Genomic DNA, 19,966 nt, shown 5'->3' with positions numbered 1-19,966 from the left:
GCCGTCGACGCCGTGCTATGCCGCGCCAGGCCAAGGCGGGAGGCCGCTCGAAGAGCGAGCGGCGCACGCCCCGGGAGCGAACCCTTCGTGAACAGACTGAGCCAAATCTTCGGCGCCGCCATCATCATCGCGATCGCCGTCGTCTTCATCGTCCAGTTCCGCCCGAGCACGGGGCCCGTGCAGTCGGCCGGGAACACCTGCGCGGTCGAGGTCCGAGGCAGCTGCATCTCCTCGATCGACTTCAACGCGTCGAAGAACCTGCTCGCGATGCGGAGCCCCGACGAAAACCGCCTCCGGGCGATGGGTTACCGGCGGCTCACGGCGGAGGGGCTCTACGAGCGGTGGCTCCTCAACGAGGACGCGAAGCGCCTCGGGATCACCGTCTCGGACGACGAGCTCACGAGCGAGCTCGTGGCTGGCAGGGTGCATGTCTCGCTCCCGGCAGACAAGATCCGCCAGGTCGGTTACGCCCTCAGCCTCCGGGAAGACCTCACTCGCTACCTGGACGTCCGCAACCGGCAAACGAAGAAATTCGACAACAAGCAGTACGAGAAGCAGATCCGGAACATCACGAAGATGAGCCCCACGGACTTCCGCGATTACCAGCGGAAGGAGCTCATCGCCGCCCGGATGCGCGAGCTCATCCGGGCGCGGGTGCGGGTCGGCGAGAATGAGGCGTTCGAGCAGTTCTCGCGCGAGAAATCCACGAGGACGCTCGCCTATGTGCGCTTCGACCGGCGCTTCTACAGCGATCTCATCGTGGACACGTCGGAGAAGGCGATCCAGGCCTGGGCCGACAACAACAAAGAAGAGCTCGACAAGGCCTGGGAGGGGCGGAAGGCGCAGTATCAGCCCGAGTGCCGCGTCACCCGAGTCCTCAGGGTCGAGGTGAAGCCCGAGGAGGCCGAGCAGGGGCCGGAGGCGGGCAAGGCCGCCGCGAAGGCGCGGATCGAGGGCGCGGTCCAGCGCCTCAAGAAGGGCGAGAGCTTCGCCGACGTGGCCCGCAGCGCGAGCGACGATCCGAGCGCGGCGCGCGGCGGCGAGCTCGGATGCGTGGCCAAGGGGCGCCTGAGCAAGCCTGTCGAGGACAAGCTCTTCGAGATGAAGGCGGGCGATGTGTCCGACCTCATCGAGACCGAGGATGGCTTCCACGTCATCAAGCTCGAGCAGATCGCGAAGGACGCCGAGGCCGAGAAGATCGGCCGGCAGGAGACGGCGCGCGACCTCTACATCGCCCACGAGTCGGAGCGGCTCGCGGCCGAGGCCGCGAAGCAGGTGCTCGCCGCCGCCGCGGGCGGCAAGTCGCTGGAGGACGCGCTCGCCGCGTACATGGCCCAGCTCACGCCGGCGAAAGCGAAGGAGAAGGAGGGCGCCGCGGCGCCGGGCGCGAAGGCGGGCGGCGCGGCGAAGCAGGACGGCAACAAGGACGCGGGCGCGAAGGAGGGTGGCGAGGCCGGGGAGGCGCGAGCTCCCTACACGATCGCGACGCACCCGAACCGGCCCACCGTCGAGACGAGCCTGCCGTTCAACGTCTCCGGCTCGCCCATCGCCGACGCGAGGGACAGCACCGAGGCCGCGCGCATCGCCTTCCAGCTCGACAAGCCGGGCGACCTGCCCAAGGACGTCGTGGCGCTGGCGAACGGTTATGCGGTGATCCAGCTCAAGGAGAAGACCTCTGCGAGCCAGGAGCAGTGGGACAAGGATCGCGAGTTCTACACGTCGGCCATGCGCGCCGCGAAGCAGAACGACGCGCTCATCGGGTACGTGCGCCTGCTGAAGTCGACGATCGGCAGCGAGGTGAAGTACGACCAGAACCTCCTCAAGGAGTCCAAGCCAGCCGAGGACGGCTCCGGCGAGCCGCCGCTGCCGCTCGAAGACGAGGGGGAATGACGTCGCTCCCGCTGCGTGACGCGCGCGACGTCGTCCTCTCGAACGGCCTCAAGGTCGTCCTCGTCCCGCAACCGCACGTCCACCGGGCGGTCGCGTCGCTCTACCTGCGCGTCGGCTCGCGGTTCGAGAGCCAGCAGAACAACGGGATCTCCCACTTCCTGGAGCACATGGTGTTCCGGGGGACGCCGACGCTGCCGACCGCGCACGCGCAGGCGCTCGCCTTCGAGCGCCTCGGAGGGACGCTCTACGCGGCGACCCACGTCGACCACGGCGTGATGAGCATCTCCGTACCGCCGACGAACCTGGAGCCGGTGCTCGCCCTGCTGGGCGAGGTGGCCACGTCGCCTCGCTTCACAGCGATCGAGGTCGAGCGCGGCATCGTGCGCGAGGAGATCCTCGAGGACCTCGACGACGAGGGACGCGACATCGACGCGGACAACAACGCGCGCGCGCTCATGTACGAGCGACACCCGCTCGGGTTCACCATCACGGGCGACATCGAGGCGCTCGATCGCTTCGACGAGCCGATGCTGCGCGCCCACCACGCCCGGCACTACACGACGGCGAACGCGGTGCTCTGCCTCGCGGGGCGGCTCGATCCCGAGGCGTGCGCGCGGGTCGCCGAGCGGCACTTCGGCGCCATGCCGCGCGGCGAGCAGGTGCCCGCCGCGCCGCCGCCCAACGCGCAGAAGAAGCCGAGGTTCCGCTTCATCGAGAACCAGTCGAGCCAGACCGATCTGCGGATCGCGTTCCGGGGCGTGAGCGAGCGCGATCCGCGCGAGCCCGCCGTGGAGATGCTGCTCCGCGTCCTCGACGACGGCATGTCGACGCGGCTGTACGAGCGGATCTGCGATCGGCTGGGCCTCTGCTACGACGTGTCGGGGATGTTCGAGGCCTACGAGGACGACGGGGTCGTCGACATCGCCGCGGGCGTCCAGCACGACCGCGCGACCGTGGTGGTCCGGGAGATCTTCGCGCTGCTCCGCGAGCTCGCCGAGGTCGGCCCGCGCGAGGACGAGCTCGCCAAGGCGCGCGACCGCCACCTCTGGTCGGTGGAGGCGATGCTCGACGACGCCGAGGCGACCGCCGGCTTCCATGGGCTCGCCGCGCTCGCCGACATCACGCGCACCCCGGAGGCGCGGCACGAGGAGCTCGCGCGCGTCAGCGTCGCCGACGTGCGCGACGCCGCGCGCGCGCTGTTCCGGCCGGAGCGCCTCACCGTGGTGGCCGTGGGCCTGCTCCGCTCCTCGGAAGAGGCGAAGCTGGAGAAGGTCGTCCGCTCGTTCGGTTGACCCAGCGCGAGCCAGGAGCCGCGGCGCACCACGGCAGCGGCGATCGAAGAGGAAGCAGGAAGCAGAAGGAGCCCCGGTAAGGAGGCGGCCGTCGATGGGCGCCCCCGTGCGCATGGCTGGCCACGGCTGCCCGCTGCACGGGAGCCTGCTCCGCCGCGCGACCCGAGGGTGCCCACGCATGTCAGCGGGGGCCTTCTCGGTGAACCGAGCGCGTTCAGGGCCTTGCTCAAACTATTTGCATTCATGCGCATCAACACATATACATGAGCCATGGTCTCGGTCGCAGAGACGCCGGCCCAGCCGGAGGAGGCGGTCGCGCGGTGCGAGCTGTACCGGCTGCTGGCGGATCCGGTGCGGGTGCGGCTCCTCGGCCTGGCCGCGGCGGAGGAGCTCGCCGTCGGGGAGCTCGCCGAGCTGCTCCGCGAGGGCCAGCCGAAGATCTCGCGCCACGCGGCCGCGCTCCGTGAGGCGGGGATCCTGCTCGCCAGGCGCCAGGGGACGTGGACGCTGCTCCGCCTGGATCCGCGCGCGACGACCGATCCCGTGGTCGACGACGCGGTGCGCGCGGGCCAGCGCGCGTGCGCGGCGGACGGGACGCTCGCGCGCGTCGAGGAGGTGCTGGCCGCGCGCGACGCCGAGACGCGCGAGTTCTTCGCGCGCGGGGGGCGGCCGTTGCGCCCGGGGCCGCCGGCCGAGCTCGCCGCCTACCTCGCGGCCCTCGCGCCGCTCCTGCCCCACCGGCGGCTGGCGGTCGACGCGGGCACCGGCGACGGGGCGCTGCTCGAGGTGCTGTCGCCCGTCTTCGATCGCGTCGTCGCGCTCGATCGCGCGAGCGCGCAGCTGCAGCTCGCCGGGGAGCGCCTGCGGCGGCGCAGCCTCGAGAACGTCGAGCTGGTGTGCGGCGAGATCGACGGGCCCGAGGTGATCCGGGCCGTGGCGCGCGCGCTCGGCGGCGATCCTCCGGAGGCGGGCGAGGCCCTCTCCGGGGGCGCCGACGTTGTCTTCGCGGCGCGCGTGCTGCACCACGCGCCTCAGCCGGCGAAGGCGATGCGCGCGCTCGTCGAGCTCGCGCGGCCGGCCGCGCCCGGCCGCGGCGACGGCGCTCACGCCCGCGGGGGCGCGGTGTGCGTGCTCGATTACGAGGCGCACCACGATCAGGCCCTCCGGGAGCAGGAGGCGGACATCTGGCTCGGCTTCTCGCCGGGCGACCTCCGAGGCCTCGCCGAGGAGGCCGGGCTCTCCGGCGTCGAGCTCCGGCGGCTGCCGTCCGCATGGCAGGGCGAAGGCCCGGATCGACACCTGGTTTGGCAGCTGCTCGTCGGCTGGCGCGGCGCGCGCACAAGCGCATTCACCGAAAAGGCAAAGGGACACCATGACTGCTGAGAAGAAGCTCTCCTACAAGGTCGCCGACATCACGCTCGCGGACTGGGGTCGCAAGGAGATCCGCATCGCCGAGAAGGAGATGCCCGGGCTGATGGCGCTCAGGGCGGAGTACGGCCCGACGCAGCCGCTCAAGGGCGCGCGCGTCGCCGGCTGCCTCCACATGACGATCCAGACCGCGGTGCTGATCGAGACGCTGGTGGCCCTCGGCGCGGAGGTCACCTGGACGAGCTGCAACATCTACTCGACGCAGGACCACGCGGCGGCGGCGATCGCGGCGGCCGGCATCCCGGTCTTCGCGTGGAAGGGCGAGACCCTCGAGGAGTACGACTGGTGCATCGAGCAGCAGCTCTACGCCTTCAAGGGCGGCAAGGGGCCCAACATGATCCTCGACGACGGCGGCGATCTCACGATCGTCGCCCACGAGAAGCACCCGGAGCTCTTCACCGGCGCCGACCCGATCCGCGGGCTCTCCGAGGAGACGACGACCGGCGTGCACCGGCTCTACGAGATGCACCGCGCGGGCAAGCTGAAGGTGCCCGCGATCAACGTCAACGACTCGGTGACCAAGAGCAAGTTCGACAACCTCTACGGCTGCCGCGAGTCGCTGGGCGACGGGATCAAGCGGGCCACCGACGTGATGTTCGCCGGCAAGGTCGCCGTCGTGTGCGGCTACGGCGACGTCGGCAAGGGGTGCGCGCAGTCGCTGCGCGGCCTGGGGGCGCGCGTGATCATCACCGAGATCGACCCGATCTGCGCGCTGCAGGCGGCGATGGAGGGCTACGAGGTAAAGCGCCTCGAGACCGTCGCCCCGGTCGGCGACATCTTCGTCACGGCGACCGGCTGCGAGGACGTCGTCCGCGCGGAGCACATGATCGCGATGAAGGACGAGGCGATCCTCTGCAACATCGGGCACTTCGACTCCGAGATCCAGATCGCGTGGCTCGAGAAGAACCCGGAGATCAAGGAGGAGAGCATCAAGCCGCAGGTCGATCACTTCATCTTCCCGGACGGCAAGCGGCTGATCGTCCTCGCGCGCGGCCGGCTCGTGAACCTCGGGTGCGCCACTGGCCACCCGTCGTTCGTGATGTCGACCTCGTTCTCCAACCAGGTCCTCGCGCAGATCGCCCTGTGGACCGAGAAGCACACGATCGGCGTGCACCTGCTGCCGAAGAAGCTCGACGAGAAGGTCGCGGCGCTGCACCTGCCGAAGCTCGGGGTCGAGCTGACCCAGCTCACGACGGAGCAGGCGAAGTACCTGGGCGTCCCCGCCGAGGGCCCCTTCAAGGCCGAGAACTACCGCTACTGAGCGGCGGGCTTTCGGCGCCTCCGCCGCTGGGGTAGGCGGCCGATCGATGGATCCTCGCCATAGCAAGGACGAAGCCCAGCGCACCCTCGACACCTACGCCTCGACCTGGGGCGAGGATCTCGCCCTCCGCGTCTACACCTCGCGCCTGCTCGGCGCCGATCCGTCGCTCGTCCTCCACGGCGGCGGGAACACGAGCGTCAAGAGCACGGCCGTCGACCTGCTCGGCGATCGCGTCGAGGTGCTCTTCATCAAGGGCAGCGGGTGGGACCTCGCGACCATCGAGCCGCGCGGCTTCCCGGCGTGCCGCCTCGCGCCGCTCCAGCGCGCTTGCGCGCTCGAGGCGATGACCGACGAGCAGATGGTCGCGCTGCTGCGCGGCCAGATGCTGGATCCGGCGAGCCCGACGCCGTCGGTCGAGGCGCTGCTGCACGCGATCATCCCCGCGAAGTTCGTCGATCATACGCACGCGGACGCGGTGCTCGCGGTCATCGATCAGCCCGGCTCGGCCGAGGTCGTCCAGGCGATCTACGGGGACGGCGCGCTCTTCGTGCCGTACGTCATGCCCGGCTTCGCGCTCGCCCGCCGCGTCGCCGAGCTCGTCCGGGAGCGCCTCGCCCGAGGGGCGCTCCCGTCGCTGATGATCCTCGACAAGCACGGCGTCTTCACGTGGGGAGACACCGCCGAGGAGAGCTACACGCGCATGATCGACGCCGTCACGCGCGCCGAGCACTACATCGCCGAGCGCAGCGTGATCGTCTCGCACCCCACGGTCGTGGCGGATCCGGACCTCCGGGCCGCCATCGGGCCGGTCGTCCGCGGAGCGCTCGCCCGCGCGTCGGGGCGCCCCTGGGTCTGCACGCTCCGCACCGGCCTGGAGCTGCTCGCGTTCTGCGCGCGCGACGATCTGGCCAGAGTCTCGCAGATCGGCTGCGCCACGCCGGATCACGTCATCCGCACCAAGGCGCGGCCGCTCGTCATCCACGGCCACGACATCACCGACACGGCGCGCTTCCGCGCGACCGTCGAGCAGGCCATCGCGAGGTACGTGGACGAGTACCACGAGTACTTCCGCCGCTCCTGCGCGGCGCGGGGCGTCGTCCGCGACGAGCTCGATCCGTTCCCGCGCGTGCTGCTGTTCCCCGGGGCGGGCGCGCTGTGCGTGGGCGGCTCCCGCGCCGAGGCGGAGATCGTCGCGGACGTCTACGCCCATACCGTCTCCGTGATCGAGGCCGCCGAGGCGCTCGGCGGGTACCAGCCGGTCCCGGAGCTCGATCTCTTCGACATGGAGTACTGGAGCCTCGAGCAGGCGAAGCTGAAGCTCGGCGCAGGCCCGCGGGGCCAGCTCGATCGACGGATCGCGCTGATCACGGGCGCCGCCTCGGGGATCGGCCACGCGACGGCGGCGGCGTTCCTCGCCGCGGGGGCGCACGTGGCGCTGGCCGATCGCGACGAGGAGTCGCTCGAGAAGGCCGCCGCCGAGCTCGGGGGCCGCTACCGCGGCCGCTGCATGAAGGTCGCCTGCGACGTGCGCAGCGAGGCGAGCGTGCACCGCGCGTTCGCGCAGTGCGCGGCGCACTTCGGCGGCGTCGACGTCGTCGTGTCGAACGCCGGCCGCGCGTTCTCTGGATCCCTCCACACGTCCGAGGGGCACGAGGCGCTGTGCGCGTCGCTCGAGCTGAACCTGCTCGGCCACCAGAACGTCGCCCGCGCGGCGGCGCGGGTGCTGCTCGCGCAGGGCTCAGGCGGCGCGATCCTGTTCAACGCGTCGAAGAGCGCGTTCAACCAGGGGCCCGATTTCGGCCCCTACGGCGTCGCCAAGGCGGCGCTCGTCTCGCTGATGCGCCAGTACGCCGTGGACCTCGGGCCTCAGGGCATCCGGGCCAACGCCGTGAACGCCGACCGGATCCGCACCGCGCTCTTCGGCGCCGGCTTGCTGGAGGCGCGCGCCCGCGCCCGCAACGTCTCGGTCGACGACTACTTCCGCGACAACCTGCTCCGGCGCGAGACCACCGCGGCGGACGTGGCGCAGGCCTTCCTCTACCTCGCGACCGCCGAGGCCACGACGGGCTGCGTCGTGACCGTCGACGGCGGGAACGCCGCCGCTTTCCCGCGCTGAGCCGGTCGGCTCAGCGCGCCTACGCGCTCGCCCCGCCGCCGCCCTCGCCGAGCACGGCCTCGTCGAGGGGCTTCTGGGCGTCGAGCCGGATCTTCTTCCAGTCCCCCGAGCGGAACTTCCACACCATGGTCGCGGCGAGGAGGACCACGTAGACGACGCCGGCGCCCCAGATGCCCATCAGGCCGAAGCCGAGCGTGATGCCGAGCAGCCACGCCAGCGGGACGAGGCAGGTGAAGTGCAGGATGAGCTCCACGACCATCACGAACATCGTGTTGCCCGCGCCGAAGAGCGCCTGCGTGAGGATCATGCCGACCGCGACGAGCGGCGTGCAGATGCCCATGATCTGGAGCGGCCGGAGCGCCGCGGCCTGGACGAGCTCGCTGCTGCTGGCGAACGCGAGGATCTGCGGCGCGAAGATCGCCTCGAGCAGGCCGACGACGCCGAAGATCGCGAGCCCCAGCCGGACGCTGGTCCAGCCGAAGCGCGCGGCCTTGTCGCCGTCCTTCTCGCCGAGCGACTGCGCGACCAGCGTCGCCGTCGATGTGCCGAAGGCGAGGCAGGCCGTGAACGTGAGCTTCAGGATGCCGACGATCACCGTGGTCGCGGCGCCGTACACCGGCTCCGCGCGGCCGCCGGGACAGAGCGGCGAGACGACGCCCGCCGGCGCGACCTGGTCGAGCTTGCTGGCGATCGCGTAGAAGAGGGCGAAGCCCGTCATGATCGCGACGGTCGCGACGGCGCTCGGGATCGACAGCCGGAGGATGGACCAGACGAGCGGGGCCGAGAGCTTGCTCGTGGCGAACGGGCGGTAGCGGCGCCGGTACTCCGGCAGGAGCGCGTACGCGAGCATGATCGCGAGGCCGACGTAGGTCGAGATGAAGCCGGCCATGCCCGCGCCGGCGATGCCGTACTTCGGGATGCCGAGCGAGGCGTTGCCGAAGATGAGCAGGAGGCAGAGCACGATGTTCAGCGCGTTCATCGCGAGGGCCGAGATCAGGTGGATGTGCGTCTTGCCGATCCCGTCGAAGAACGCCTTCAGCGCGAACGTCGCCGCCATCGACGTCACGCCGAGCAGGCGCCAGCCGAGGTAGTCGAGCGCCGCCTGCCGCGCGTCCGGCACCTTGATGATGACGGACAGGATGTACGGCATCGTCAGGTACCCGATCGCGGAGAACACGACGCCGGCGACGATCGCGAAGAACAGGGCGTTCGCGAGGACCGCGCCGGCGTCCCCGGGGCGATTCTCGGCGAAGCGGCGCGCCGTGAACGCCTGCGTGCCCACCGAGATCGCGCTGAGCGAGCCCCCGAACAGCCACAGGACGATCAGCGACGGCAAGAGCGCCGCGTGCGCGTTCGAGGACTCGGGGCACGGCAGGTGCGCGAAGAAGACGATGTCGACCTCGTTGACGATGCTCTGGGTGAGCATCGCCGCCACGGTCGGCAGCGCGAGCCGCAGGATGGCGCGATGGGGTGGGCCCGAAGTAACGGCGTTCGAACCCGGCGCGGACAAGGCGATCTGAGCCATCGCAGGCTGCGCGGTATACAACGCCGCGGCCCATGCGCGAGCGAAATGCGCCGCGCGACGCGCGGCTACTCCGCTTTCGCGACCCGGGACCGCCGCTTGTGACGGCGCCGCTTCGCTTCGCTGCGATCCTCGTGCGCGTCTTTCGCCGCCGTGTCAGCCTCGCCACGCGCGGGTGTCGGGGCGGCCGACTCGCGCGCCGCGGACGAGGACGATCGCTCGCGCGCCTTCGGCTCGCGCTTCGCGACCTCGCGGGAGGCGCGATCCGCCGCGCCGCGCGCCGCAGGTTTGTCGGCCTTCGGCGCCGGCGCGCGCGCGGTCATCGCCGAGGCGCGCCGGGCGGGCTCGTCCCTCACGGGCGGCTTCGCCGCGTCGCTCTTCGCGATGGCGGCCTGCGCAGGCGACACGAACGCCGCAGGCTGCGCGGCTCCCTCTCGGAGCGCGGCGGCATCGGAGCCGGCGGGCACAGCCGCGAGGGCCGAAGGCGTGGCGCTCCCCTGCCCTGCCGCGCTGGCCGCCGCGAGCGCTGCCGCGACGGACGCCGGCGCGTAGGAGGCTGCCGCGAGCGCGCCGCCCGCCGGCGCCTCCGCGGCTGCGGCGAGCGACTGCGCCTCCGCAGCTGCCGCCGGCGCCTCCGCGGCGACCGCCGGCGCAGCGGGCTGCGCCTCGTCGCCCGACGACGCGGCCGCCTCGCCCGCAGCGCCGACGAGCGCAGCGACCGCGGGGACACGGGCCACCAGCTCGCGCCCCTTGCCGACGACCAGCACGCCCGCGAGCGTCATCGCGGCGGCGACCGCGGCGAACCCCATCGCGCGGCGGCGGGTGCGCGCGCGAGCAGGTCGCCCCAGCGCCTCCAGGATGGCCTTTCGCATCTCGGCGGCGCTCTGGAAGCGGACGCTCGGGTGACGGGCCAGCGCGCGCATCACCAGATCGTCGACGAACGTCGGGATCTGCCGGGTCGGCGCGCGCTCGCGGAGGCGCTCGGGGCTGCCCTTGATCTTCGCGTCGATCAGCGCGACGAGGCTCTGCTCGACGAACGGCAGGCGCCCCGTGAGCATCTCGTAGAGGACGCAGCCGAGCGCGTAGAGATCGGCGCGCCCGTCGATGCGCCCCGACGCGGCCTGCTCGGGGGCCATGTACTCGGGCGTCCCGACGATCGCGACCGCGGCCCGGGCCGGCCCTTCGCCGGCGCCCGTCTCGTCCGCGACGCCGTCGGCCTCGCCGCGATCGTCGGCGAGGCGCTTCGCGAGCCCGAAATCGAGCAGCTTCAGGCCGGCGTCCGCGAGGGAGAGCGCCCCCTCGGCGCCGCGCGGGCGCGTCATGAAGAGGTTCTCGGGCTTGATGTCCCGGTGAACGAGCCCCTCGGCGTGCGCGAGCTCGAGCGCGCTCAGCACCTTGGCGGCCATCGCGAGCGCGTCCCTCCAGTCGATCGCGCCGCCGCGGACGAGCAGGGCGTCGAGCGTCTCGCCCTCCAGGAGGTCCATGGCGCAGAACAGCCGGCCGTCCGCGGCCATGCCGAAATCGTGGACCTTCACGAGGTGCTCGTGGGAGAGGCGCGAGAGGACGCGGGCCTCGCGGCGGAAGCGGCTCGCGATCACGTCGGTCGCCGACTGCTCCGCCGAGACGACCTTGAGCGCCACGCGGCGCGCCAGATCGACGTGCTCCGCCTCGTGGACGGTGCTGCTCGCGCCCGTCCCGATCTCGCGCAGCAGCCGGTAGCGCGTGCCGGGCAGCGTGCCGTCGTCCACGCGCTCGGCGGAGGCCATGGCCTCGGCGCGCGGGCTCACCGGCGTGACGGCCGTGGCGCGATGGGCCTTGGCGGCGGCGACGAGGGCCGCGAACTCGCCGCGCGAGCGCCCCGGCTCGCCAGGGAACAGGCGCTGCATCAGGTGCGCGGCCCGCGCGCGCACGCCGCGTTCGCCGCCAGGCAGGGCGACCGCCGCCCCGAGGAGCGCGGCGAGGTCGCGCGCGGCGGCGCGGCTCGACGGGTACCGGGCCTCGCGGTCGAAGGCCGTGAGCCGCCCGATGGCGGCGTCGAGCGCCGACGGGGCCCCGAGCGACAGCGCGATCGGCGGCGGGTCGTTCTGGTTGCGCGCGACCGCGGCCATGTGCGTCTGCGCGTCGCCCTGGAGGAACCGGCGCCCGGCGCACAGCTCCCAGAGCATGATCCCGAGCGCATAGAGATCGACCCGCGCGTCGCCCGGGTCGCCGTTGGCGACCTCCGGCGCGACGTAGCCCGGCTTCGCGAAGACGACGCCCGCGACCGTGTGGCAGCGCCGGTTCTGCCCGCGGGCGGTGCCGAAATCGATGATCTTCACGTCGCCGGCGAAGCCGAGCATCACGTTCTGCGGCGACAGATCGCGGTGGACGATGGCGAGCGCGGCGCCCGACGGGTCCCTGCGCTCGTGCACGTGGGCGAGCGCCTCGGCGATCATCGTCGCGATCGCGACCGCCTCCGCCCAGTCGAAGCGGTGCCCGAGCTGCACCGCGCGGGCCCGGACCTCGCCGAGGCTCCGGCCCTCGACGTGCTCGACCACCGCGTACGGCTCCCCCGTCGCGGGGTCGACGTCCGCCTCGATGACCTGCGCGACGCCTGAGTGCTGGAGCTGCGCCTGCACACGCGCTTCGTCCAGGAAGCGGGCGATGTAGCTCGGATCGGACGCGTGCTCGCGGCGGATGATCTTCACGACGACGGGGCGCTCGGCGCCTTCCAGCCCGGTCGTGGAGGCGAGGAACACCTCCCCCATGCCTCCCCGAGCGATGCGCCGCAGGAGCACGTAACGGCCGAGCGGCCGGGGAACATCATCCGCGGCGAAGCCGCTCTTGGTGGGCTCGTGCGAGGGCGGAGGAACCGGGCGAGGCACGGTCGCGGAGGAGTTCGCCATGAAGCGAACCTACCGGATGTAGGACAAGGTGGGCCAAGTTCGCGCGAAACGCTGCGCGACGTGGAAATCGCCCGTGCTCCTGCTGGCGCGGGCCGCTCGAACCACCGTTTCGACACAGGGGATCTTCAACTTATCCACAGAGTTATCCACACCCTGTCGACAAGTGGCGTCCTCCGGGCGGTACCCTGGAGAAGCGTCGGGATCCGTCCAGGAAGACCCCGAAGTGCCGCGTTCCCGCGGGGATCCGGGCCATTGCTCTCCCTGCACGCCTCGGCTAATCCTTGGCGAGGGATGTCGCGACACGCTGTCCAGCGCCTGATGACCGTGCTGACGTTCGCGTTGGCGCTGGTCCTGCCGCTGACAGCGCGCGCTGCGATCGTCCCCGTGTGCGAGGACGACCGGATGACGATCGTCGCCCCGCCGGACGAGCCGTCGTGCACCGTCTTGACCAGCGTCGACGATGCGACGGGCGAGACGAGGTACGCGCCCATCTGCGATCCCCGCGGAGCTTCCTCGGTCGCTCCGCCCCGCACCCTCCCGATCACCGACGCGCGGATCGACGCGGCGCCAGGCTGCGCTGGGAGCGATGGCGGGCCGATGGTCGGGCCGAACTCGCGGCACCCCGGCCCTGTGAGCGAGCTCTCCAGCGCCCCGCAGCAGGCGTTGCTCCTTCCTGACCTCGTCCTCCCTGCTCCGCACGCGTCGGTCTCGCTCTCCTCGTTCGCGGCGGTCTCCGGAGGACCGCGTCCCGGCGTCGCGCAGGGCGTCTACCACCCGCCTCGATGAGGCGAGCTCGCCGGCAGCCCGCCCCCGATCGCGCCGCGTGGTCTCTCGTGGACCGCAGCTCTCGGCGCGAGGGCGGCGCTGCCGCGAGGTCCGGAGCGCTTGCCGGTCTGACCCGAGCCTCCTAGGCGCTGGTCCGGTCCCACGTCGCGCAGGCTCGCCCTCTCGAGGGCGACGTGCAAGCCGCGCCCGAGGCCGGTCGCTGGCGCCGGCGTGAGGGGTCGAGAGCGGTCCTGGCGCTCCGCCGGGGGCTGCGCCGCGCGCACGCGGCGGAGGCTCCCTCGGCCCGGGGTGGCTCGCCGCCCCGGGAGGTCACGATTGGCGATCTTGTCGCGGGCGCTGCACCCGGTGCCGCGCCCGCGTTGAAGGAGGGGCCCGCCTGGCGGAGCCCCACCATGTTGAGAGAGGAAACATCATGAACAAGGGAACAGCCATCGTCGGCTTTCTTCTCTGCTTCATCGCAGGGATGGGGCTGATGTGGAGCATCGATCGGAGCGCCGGCTCGCGCGGACCTCACGAGATCGTGAGCGCTGACGACGGTCAGCCGTGGACCGACGAGGACGCGGCGGTCCCGGTGTCGTCGAAGGACCCCATGTGGGGCACGCGGGCGGCGCCGGTGACGATGGTCGTCTTCAGCGACTTCGAGTGTCCGTTCTGCAGCAAGGTCGAGACGACGATCAACCAGCTCAAGGACAAGTACGGTCCTGAGAAGCTGCGCATCATCTGGAAGAACAACCCGCTCCCCTTCCACAAGAACGCGCGCCCGGCGTCGCTCGCGGCCGAGACCGTGTTCCGCCTCGGCGGCTCGAAGGCGTTCTGGAAGTTCCACGAGCTGGCCTTCCAGAACCAGAAGAGCCTCACGCCCGAGAACTTCGAGAAGTGGGCCGGCGACGCCGGCGTCGACAGGGCGAAGTTCAAGGCGGCGTTCGATCGGCAGGAGTACATGGCCAAGATCGACGCCGACATGGCGGTCGGCAAGAGCTCGGGCGTCACCGGCACGCCCGCCTCGATCATCAACGGCGTGTTCCTGAGCGGCGCTCAGCCGATCGACAAGTTCACGTCCGTCATCGACGAGCAGCTCAAGGCCGCGCAGGCGGCGGTCGCCGCCGGGACCAAGCCCGACAAGGTGTACGCGAAGCTCGCAGCGGAGAACAAGGCGAAGGCGCCGCCGCAGAAGGACCGCGAGCGCCCGCAGGAGGACGACAAGACCGTCTGGAAGGTGCCCGTCGGCGACGCGCCGGCGAAGGGCCCGGCCACCGCGCTGGTCACCATCGTCGAGTGGTCCGACTTCCAGTGCCCGTTCTGCTCCAAGGTCGTCCCGACCCTCGACGAGATCCTCACGACCTACGGGGACAAGGTCCGGGTCGTCTGGAAGAACAACCCGCTCCCGTTCCACCAGCGCGCCGAGCCCGCGGCTGAGCTCGCCATGGAGGCCCGCGCGCAGAAGGGCGAGAAGGGCTTCTGGGACGCGTACTACCTGCTCTGGAAGAACCAGCAGAAGCTCAACGACGAGGACCTGCTCGGCTACGCCAAGGAGCTCGGGCTCGACGTCGAGAAGGTGAAGGCCGCGATCGCCACCAAGAAGTTCGGCGCGTCCATCGCCGCCGATCAGGAGCTCGCGGACGACCTGCAGGCGTCCGGGACCCCGCACTTCTTCATCAACGGCCGCCGGCTCGTCGGCGCGCAGCCGCTCGACAAGTTCAAGGCGATCATCGACGAGGAGATCAAGAAGTCGGAGGCGCTGCTCGCCAAGGGCGTCGCGGCCAAGGACCTCTACGCCGAGATCATCAAGGACGGCAAGGAGCCGCCGCCGCCCGAGCGCAAGGAGGTCTCCGCGCCGGCGCCGAACAGCCCGTGGAAGGGCGGCGAGAAGGCCAAGGTCGTGATGCAGGTCTTCTCGGACTTCGAGTGCCCGTTCTGCAAGCGCGTCGAGGACACGGTCTCCCAGATCTCGAAGACCTACGGCGACAAGCTGAAGATCGTGTGGCGCCACCGGCCGCTGCCGATGCACAAGAACGCGCCGCTCGCGTCCGAGGCCGCGCAGGAGGCCTACACGCAGAAGGGCAACGCCGGGTTCTGGGCGTACCACGAGGTGCTCTTCAAGAATCAGGGGCAGCCGGACGCCTTCTCGCGCGCTTCGCTCGAGAAGTACGCCGAGGAGCAGGGCCTCGACATGACGAAGTTCAAGAAGGCGCTCGACGCGAACACCCACAAGGCGTTCGTGGACTCCGAGAACTCCGTGGCGGACAAGGCGGGCATCAGCGGGACGCCGGCGTTCGTCGTGAACGGCTACTTCATCAGCGGCGCGCAGCCGTTCTCGAAGTTCAAGAAGCTCATCGACAAGGCCATGAAGGAGGCCGGCGAGACCGCGCCCGCCGGGCTGCCCGCCAAGAGGCCGGCGCCCGCCACGCAGCCGGCCGCCGCCCCCGCCGCGCCGAAGTGAACCGCCGCTGCGCGGTTCGCTCACTCCCCTTCCCCTGACCCTCCCTGAAGCCCACCCGACGGGCGGCTCCCGCTGAGCGGCCGAGCCGCCCGCCTCCCCGCGCGACGCGGGCTCAACCTCCTTCTGCGCGCGTCGCTCGTGAGGCGCCGGCGCGCCGCTCCCACGGGAGGCGGCGCGGCGAGCCGCCCGCCCGCCGCCACCCGCTCCATGGTTGCGGCGTCAGCCGGTGGTGCGGAACCGCGAGCGCCCCTCGGAGATCCACCACGCGCGGTAGCGCTCCTGGGCGGCCTCCCGCTCCTGCCGCGGCAGGTCCTCGTAGTACCCGAAGTACTCCTTGGTGACGCCCTTCAGCTCGTCGATCGCCGCGCGGCGGATGGCGGGCTTCTCGTGCGTGAGCGCGTCGATGATCCACTCGATGCGATGGCGCTCGCCGTTCCTCGACCACCACGACAGCCACCTGCGCGCGTCTCGGCCGAGATCGTCCCGCGTGACGACGACCAGCGCCCGCGCCGCCGCCTCGACGATCGCCTCGTGAGGGTCGGTGAGCGCGCTGATGAGCGCCGGCACGCTGGCTCCCGAGCGGATCTCGGTCATCGTCTCGATGGCCGCGAGCCGCCGCGCGGGCGCCTCCTCGCGATCGCGCGCGATGTGGTCGAGCCCCTGCAGGATCGGGCCGCCCGCAGGCGGCGCCGCGATCAGCGAGGCGGCCGACTGGATCGCGATCCGCCGCACGGCGATGCTGTCGTCGAAGAGCCGTGGGAGCAGCGCGTTGGCGGCCTCCGGGTACGTCAGCTCGCCGAGCACGTGCGTGGCCCACAGGCGCACCTCGGGATCGGGCGAGGAGCTCCGCACGGTCATGAAGGGCAGCGCCGGGCGCCGGATCGCGACGATGAGCTCGAGCAGCGGCCCGCACTGCGAGGCGGGGGGCACGGTGGCGACGATCGCGGCGCCCTCCGGGCCGGCGAGCTGCTCACGGAAGCGCTGGCGATCGACCCGGAGCGGACCGGGAAACCGCGCGGCGACGACCGAGATCGCCGTGTCGCCGTTGCGCACGAGCTCGGCGAACGCCCTCGCGCCGGCCTCGCCGCCCGAGAGGACATGTTGAAGGAGCGAGGTGTATTCCGCGCGCAAGTCGCCGGCCGGCGACGGCGAGACCGCGGCGCGCCGCTCGGACGGGGGCCTCGCGTACGCCGTGGCGGTCTCGACGGCAACAGGCGTACGGCGGCGCCATGAAGGCCGCCCCGTGGCCGGCGCCGGCCCGAGCTCCCGGTGCTCTTCTGCGCCCGGCGTGATCGAGCTGTCGAGCATCCACGGAGGCCGTGAGTACCGCTTCGTCCGCGCCTCTTCCGGCTCGCCGAAATCGAGGTCCTCCGACGCCGAAGGGACCGGCGCGGCGGGGATCTCGAGGTCGGGGATCTCGTCGATGATCGCCGGCGCCGACGACGCCGCGGCGCGCGGCGCAGGCAGCGGCGTGATCGCCGGCATCATCGGCGCTGTGACCGCCGGCATCATGGGCGGCGTGATCGCCGGCATCATCGGCGCCGTGACGGCCGTGCCGGAGACGACGTCCGCGTCCACCTCGAGGCCCGACCGGAACTGCGGCTCGGAGCCCATGCGCTGCGCGTGCGGCGTCGGGGCCGGCGGGATCGTCGAGCTGAAGGCCATCGCATGCGCGACACCTTCGTCCGGCCGCACGGGCTCGGTCTCCACGCCGGTGCCGCGAAGGCCGAAGGCCCGCGCGACGGCGTCGATCCCGGAAGCGCCGTCCTCCGTTGTCCAGCCGCCCTGCGGCCGCACGGCCTGCGGCGCGGCGTCGGAGGGCTCGGCGGGCGGGGGCTCTCCCGCGTCGCGGTCTGCATCCGCCGCAGGCAGCTGCGCGCCCGCGGCGGCGACGTGCGAGCCGTGCGCGTCCGCGCGGACCATGCTGCTCAGCTCCATGAGCGCGGCGCGGGTGCGGAGGGAGAGCGGTCCCTCCGTGGCCTGCTCGTCCATCGGCGCAGCGGCGTCGTCAGAACGGGCGGGCGCGGGATGCGGCGGCGCGGGATGCGGCGGCGCGGGCGCCTTCTGCTGCGGCGTGGCGGCCTCGTGGGGCGCCGGGCCGTCGCTTTGCTGGGCTCCGCCGCTGCGGTTCTGCTTCTTCCGCAGGATGAGCCGCTCCAGCACCGTCGCCGCGATGCCGGCGAGCGCGATGAGGTCTCCGATGCTCGAGAGCTCGACCGAGGTGGCGCCGTCGTCGCCGTAGACGAGCGCGACGACGCGGCTGCGCACGACGATCGGGACCACCGCCACGGCGGCCGCATGGACCTTCCTTCCGAGCTCGCGCTGGAGCTCGGCGTCAGGCGCGCTGCCGGCGACGGCGGTGACGACCGGCGCGCGGAGCGCACGCGCCCTGGCGAGGGCGCTCGGACGTTCGAAGGGCACGGCGATCTTCGTGACGCGCTCGCGCTCGGCGCCTGGACCTGAAGCGTTGCGGCCTTCGGCGCGCTCGCCGTGCACCGTGAACAGGACCGTGTACTCGAAGTACTGTTGAGCGAAGTCGAAGAGGACCCCGAGCACCTCTTCGCTCGATCCGACGGCGGCGAGCGCCTGCTCGGCCATGGCCAGCGTGAAGGGGCCTTTCCGCTTCGGCGCGGCGGACGCAGACCGTCCCGCCTCCCGCATGGCGACCTTCGCCGCCGGCGCGCTCGAGGAGAGCTCGCGTCGCTCCGCCGGAGTTGCCGCAGGTGCCGACACTGCGGGCGCCGGCGCCGCAGGCGCTGACGGCACGGGTACCGGCGCCTCAGGTGTCGAACCTGCGGGTAGCGATGCCGCCGTTGTCGACGCCGTGGACGCGGATCCGTGGGGCTGCTGCTGGAGCGCCGCAGCGGCTCCCGGCAGCGGCTCTTGCTGCGGCCGGTGTGCAGCAGAGGCCCGCTTCAGCCAGCCCGTCAGGAGCCGAGTGCCTGGCGCTGGCGAACGCACGCTGGACAGCGCCGACGCCGGCGAAGCCGCTGCTTTCGGGGCCGGCTCCGGGATTTCGACGGGCGGCGCCGGGGCTTCCACGCGCGGCGGCGTGCGCGCGGCCTCCGATGGCGCCAGCGGCGAGAGGTGCGGCGCGAGCTGCTCGGAGCGCGGCGTCGGCACTGCCGGCTCGATCGCCGGCTCTTCCTGCAGCGCGGCCGCCTGGCCGGTAGGCGCGGCCGCTTCACCAGGTGCTGGCGCGGCGCGCTGTGAAGCGACCGCCTCGACCCGAGGCATGTGCGCCTCGGGATTGCGGAGCAAGGAGAGATCGAGCGGATACGCAGCGACGACCGTCGGCTCGTCATCCATCTCATGAAGCGGCGGCTTCCTCGGCGTGGGCACCGCCTCGTTGAGCGAGACGTCCGCGACGACCGTGTCCTCGTCGTAGATCGAGGTCAGCGATTCGACCGTCGGAGCATCCTCGATGCTGGGTCGCTGTTGCTGGGTCTCAGCGGCATCCTCGGGCTCGTCGACGCTGGCCAGCGAAGCCGCATCGACCCCTGGAGGTGACGTGGGGCGGACCCCTGCCGGTGAATCCGCATCGGCGCCGAGGGGCGAGGCGGCAGCGAGCTCGGCCGATGGATCCGCGACGACCTCGGCAGGCGAACTCGTGTCGATCTGCGCGGACGAGCTCGCGTCGACCGCCGCGTGCGGAGCCGCGTCGGTGCCCGCAGGTGAGGCGGGCGGCGGCGCCGGCGCCGGCGGGACCGCAGGGCCAGGCTCGTTCGCCGGGTGCGGCTCGTTCGACTCGTCGGGGCTCGGCTCGGCGCGCGCGTCGAGCTGCTTCACCAGCCGCGACAACCGCCGCTCCAGGGCCACGCCGTAGTGCTCGGCGAGCGCCTGGCGGATGCGCACCAGCGGCGCGGCGAGCTGCCGCAGGCTGACCCCCAGCGCGAAGCTCAGCTCCTCCGCCACGGGCAACGCGAGGGGCTCTGCCGTGGCGATGACGAGCGTCGCCTCGCGCTGCGGGGCTCCCGTCGCTGCCACGTCGAGGCCTGCGCGTACGTCGAGGGGGAACACGCGGTGCTGGACCGCAAGATCGACGGGGATCGTCCGGAGCACCTCGGGCGACGCGGGCCGCAGCCGGCCCACGGCGGGCGGGAGCCCGAGGCTCTCCGCGAGCAGCGCCGTGAGCTCTCGCTCACGCACCGCACCCAGCTCCAGCACATTCGTGGCGAGATCGCCGCCGTGGAGCACTTGGCGGGCGATCGCCTCCTCGACCACCCGCATCGAGGTAACCCCATGCTGCACGAGGAGAGAGCTCAGCGTCGGCATCGAGGCGCATTCATCGGTGGGCGGTGGAAGTTGGAGCACGCTCGCGACGTGCGGCCCCGTCCATCCTAGAC

The 19,966-nt window shown here is 72.1% G+C and carries 10 protein-coding genes; 7 read left to right on the top strand and 3 right to left on the bottom strand.

All coding sequences use genetic code 11. The features are described 5' to 3' along the window. The first annotated feature begins 87 nt into the window (after positions 1–87). From WME95_RS16610 to WME95_RS16590, 5 genes are all read left to right on the top strand, one after another. A complete protein-coding gene (locus WME95_RS16610) occupies positions 88–1,890 on the top strand; it encodes a peptidylprolyl isomerase (RefSeq protein ID WP_437909332.1) in 1,803 nt (600 codons plus the stop codon). Next, positions 1,887–3,182, top strand: coding sequence for a M16 family metallopeptidase (locus tag WME95_RS16605; protein ID WP_437552821.1), 1,296 nt, complete (start codon positions 1,887–1,889; stop codon positions 3,180–3,182). Before WME95_RS16610 ends, WME95_RS16605 begins: the two co-directional genes overlap by 4 nt. Before the next feature lie 270 nt (positions 3,183–3,452). Next, on the top strand, positions 3,453–4,565 hold the full coding sequence (locus tag WME95_RS16600; protein ID WP_437552820.1) for an ArsR/SmtB family transcription factor: 1,113 nt from the start codon (positions 3,453–3,455) through the stop codon (positions 4,563–4,565). Further along, a complete protein-coding gene (gene ahcY, locus WME95_RS16595) occupies positions 4,555–5,871 on the top strand; it encodes an adenosylhomocysteinase (protein ID WP_437552819.1) in 1,317 nt (438 codons plus the stop codon). Before WME95_RS16600 ends, ahcY begins: the two co-directional genes overlap by 11 nt. A gap of 46 nt (positions 5,872–5,917) precedes the next feature. After that, positions 5,918–7,987, top strand: a complete 2,070-nt coding sequence (locus tag WME95_RS16590) for a bifunctional aldolase/short-chain dehydrogenase (protein ID WP_437552818.1) — start codon at positions 5,918–5,920, stop codon at positions 7,985–7,987. Positions 7,988–8,006: 19 nt separating this feature from the next. On the opposite strand, the gene WME95_RS16585 is transcribed toward WME95_RS16590, so the two are convergent. Next, a complete protein-coding gene (locus WME95_RS16585) occupies positions 8,007–9,512 on the bottom strand; it encodes an MATE family efflux transporter (protein WP_437909328.1) in 1,506 nt (501 codons plus the stop codon). A gap of 65 nt (positions 9,513–9,577) precedes the next feature. Next, on the bottom strand, positions 9,578–12,394 hold the full coding sequence (locus WME95_RS16580; protein ID WP_437909326.1) for a protein kinase domain-containing protein: 2,817 nt from the start codon (positions 12,392–12,394) through the stop codon (positions 9,578–9,580). A 291-nt stretch (positions 12,395–12,685) separates the two neighbouring features. Here WME95_RS16580 and WME95_RS16575 point away from each other — a divergent pair, with 291 nt between their 5' ends. Together WME95_RS16575 and WME95_RS16570 are read left to right on the top strand one after the other, a co-directional pair. After that, positions 12,686–13,180, top strand: coding sequence for a hypothetical protein (locus WME95_RS16575; RefSeq protein WP_437909324.1), 495 nt, complete (start codon positions 12,686–12,688; stop codon positions 13,178–13,180). Positions 13,181–13,592: 412 nt separating this feature from the next. Beyond that, the gene (locus WME95_RS16570) at positions 13,593–15,620 is read left to right on the top strand and encodes a DsbA family protein (RefSeq protein WP_437909322.1); all 2,028 of its coding nucleotides are present in this window, start codon (positions 13,593–13,595) and stop codon (positions 15,618–15,620) included. 219 nt (positions 15,621–15,839) lie between these two features. On the opposite strand, the gene WME95_RS16565 is transcribed toward WME95_RS16570, so the two are convergent. Next, positions 15,840–19,895 carry a HEAT repeat domain-containing protein gene (locus WME95_RS16565; protein ID WP_437909320.1) on the bottom strand — a complete coding sequence of 1,352 codons (4,056 nt, stop codon included), beginning with the start codon at positions 19,893–19,895 and terminating at the stop codon, positions 15,840–15,842. Between the last annotated feature and the right edge of the window lie 71 nt (positions 19,896–19,966).

It is taken from the genome of Sorangium sp. So ce327, from assembly GCF_051530205.1.
GTDB classification, from domain to species: domain Bacteria; phylum Myxococcota_A; class Polyangia; order Polyangiales; family Polyangiaceae; genus Sorangium; species Sorangium cellulosum_B.
The sequence above is the reverse complement of the archived record's forward strand: the minus strand, read 5'-3'. Positions and strand labels throughout refer to the sequence as shown.

Coding starts and splice junctions, on each gene's coding strand:
- WME95_RS16575 (WP_437909324.1), top strand. CDS start 12,686: ATGTCGCGACACGCTGTCCAGCGCCTGATGACCGTGCTGACGTTCGCG.
- WME95_RS16580 (WP_437909326.1), bottom strand. CDS start 12,394: ATGGCGAACTCCTCCGCGACCGTGCCTCGCCCGGTTCCTCCGCCCTCG.
- WME95_RS16605 (WP_437552821.1), top strand. CDS start 1,887: ATGACGTCGCTCCCGCTGCGTGACGCGCGCGACGTCGTCCTCTCGAAC.
- WME95_RS16585 (WP_437909328.1), bottom strand. CDS start 9,512: ATGGCTCAGATCGCCTTGTCCGCGCCGGGTTCGAACGCCGTTACTTCG.
- WME95_RS16570 (WP_437909322.1), top strand. CDS start 13,593: ATGAACAAGGGAACAGCCATCGTCGGCTTTCTTCTCTGCTTCATCGCA.
- WME95_RS16565 (WP_437909320.1), bottom strand. CDS start 19,895: ATGCCGACGCTGAGCTCTCTCCTCGTGCAGCATGGGGTTACCTCGATG.
- ahcY (WP_437552819.1), top strand. CDS start 4,555: ATGACTGCTGAGAAGAAGCTCTCCTACAAGGTCGCCGACATCACGCTC.
- WME95_RS16590 (WP_437552818.1), top strand. CDS start 5,918: ATGGATCCTCGCCATAGCAAGGACGAAGCCCAGCGCACCCTCGACACC.
- WME95_RS16600 (WP_437552820.1), top strand. CDS start 3,453: ATGGTCTCGGTCGCAGAGACGCCGGCCCAGCCGGAGGAGGCGGTCGCG.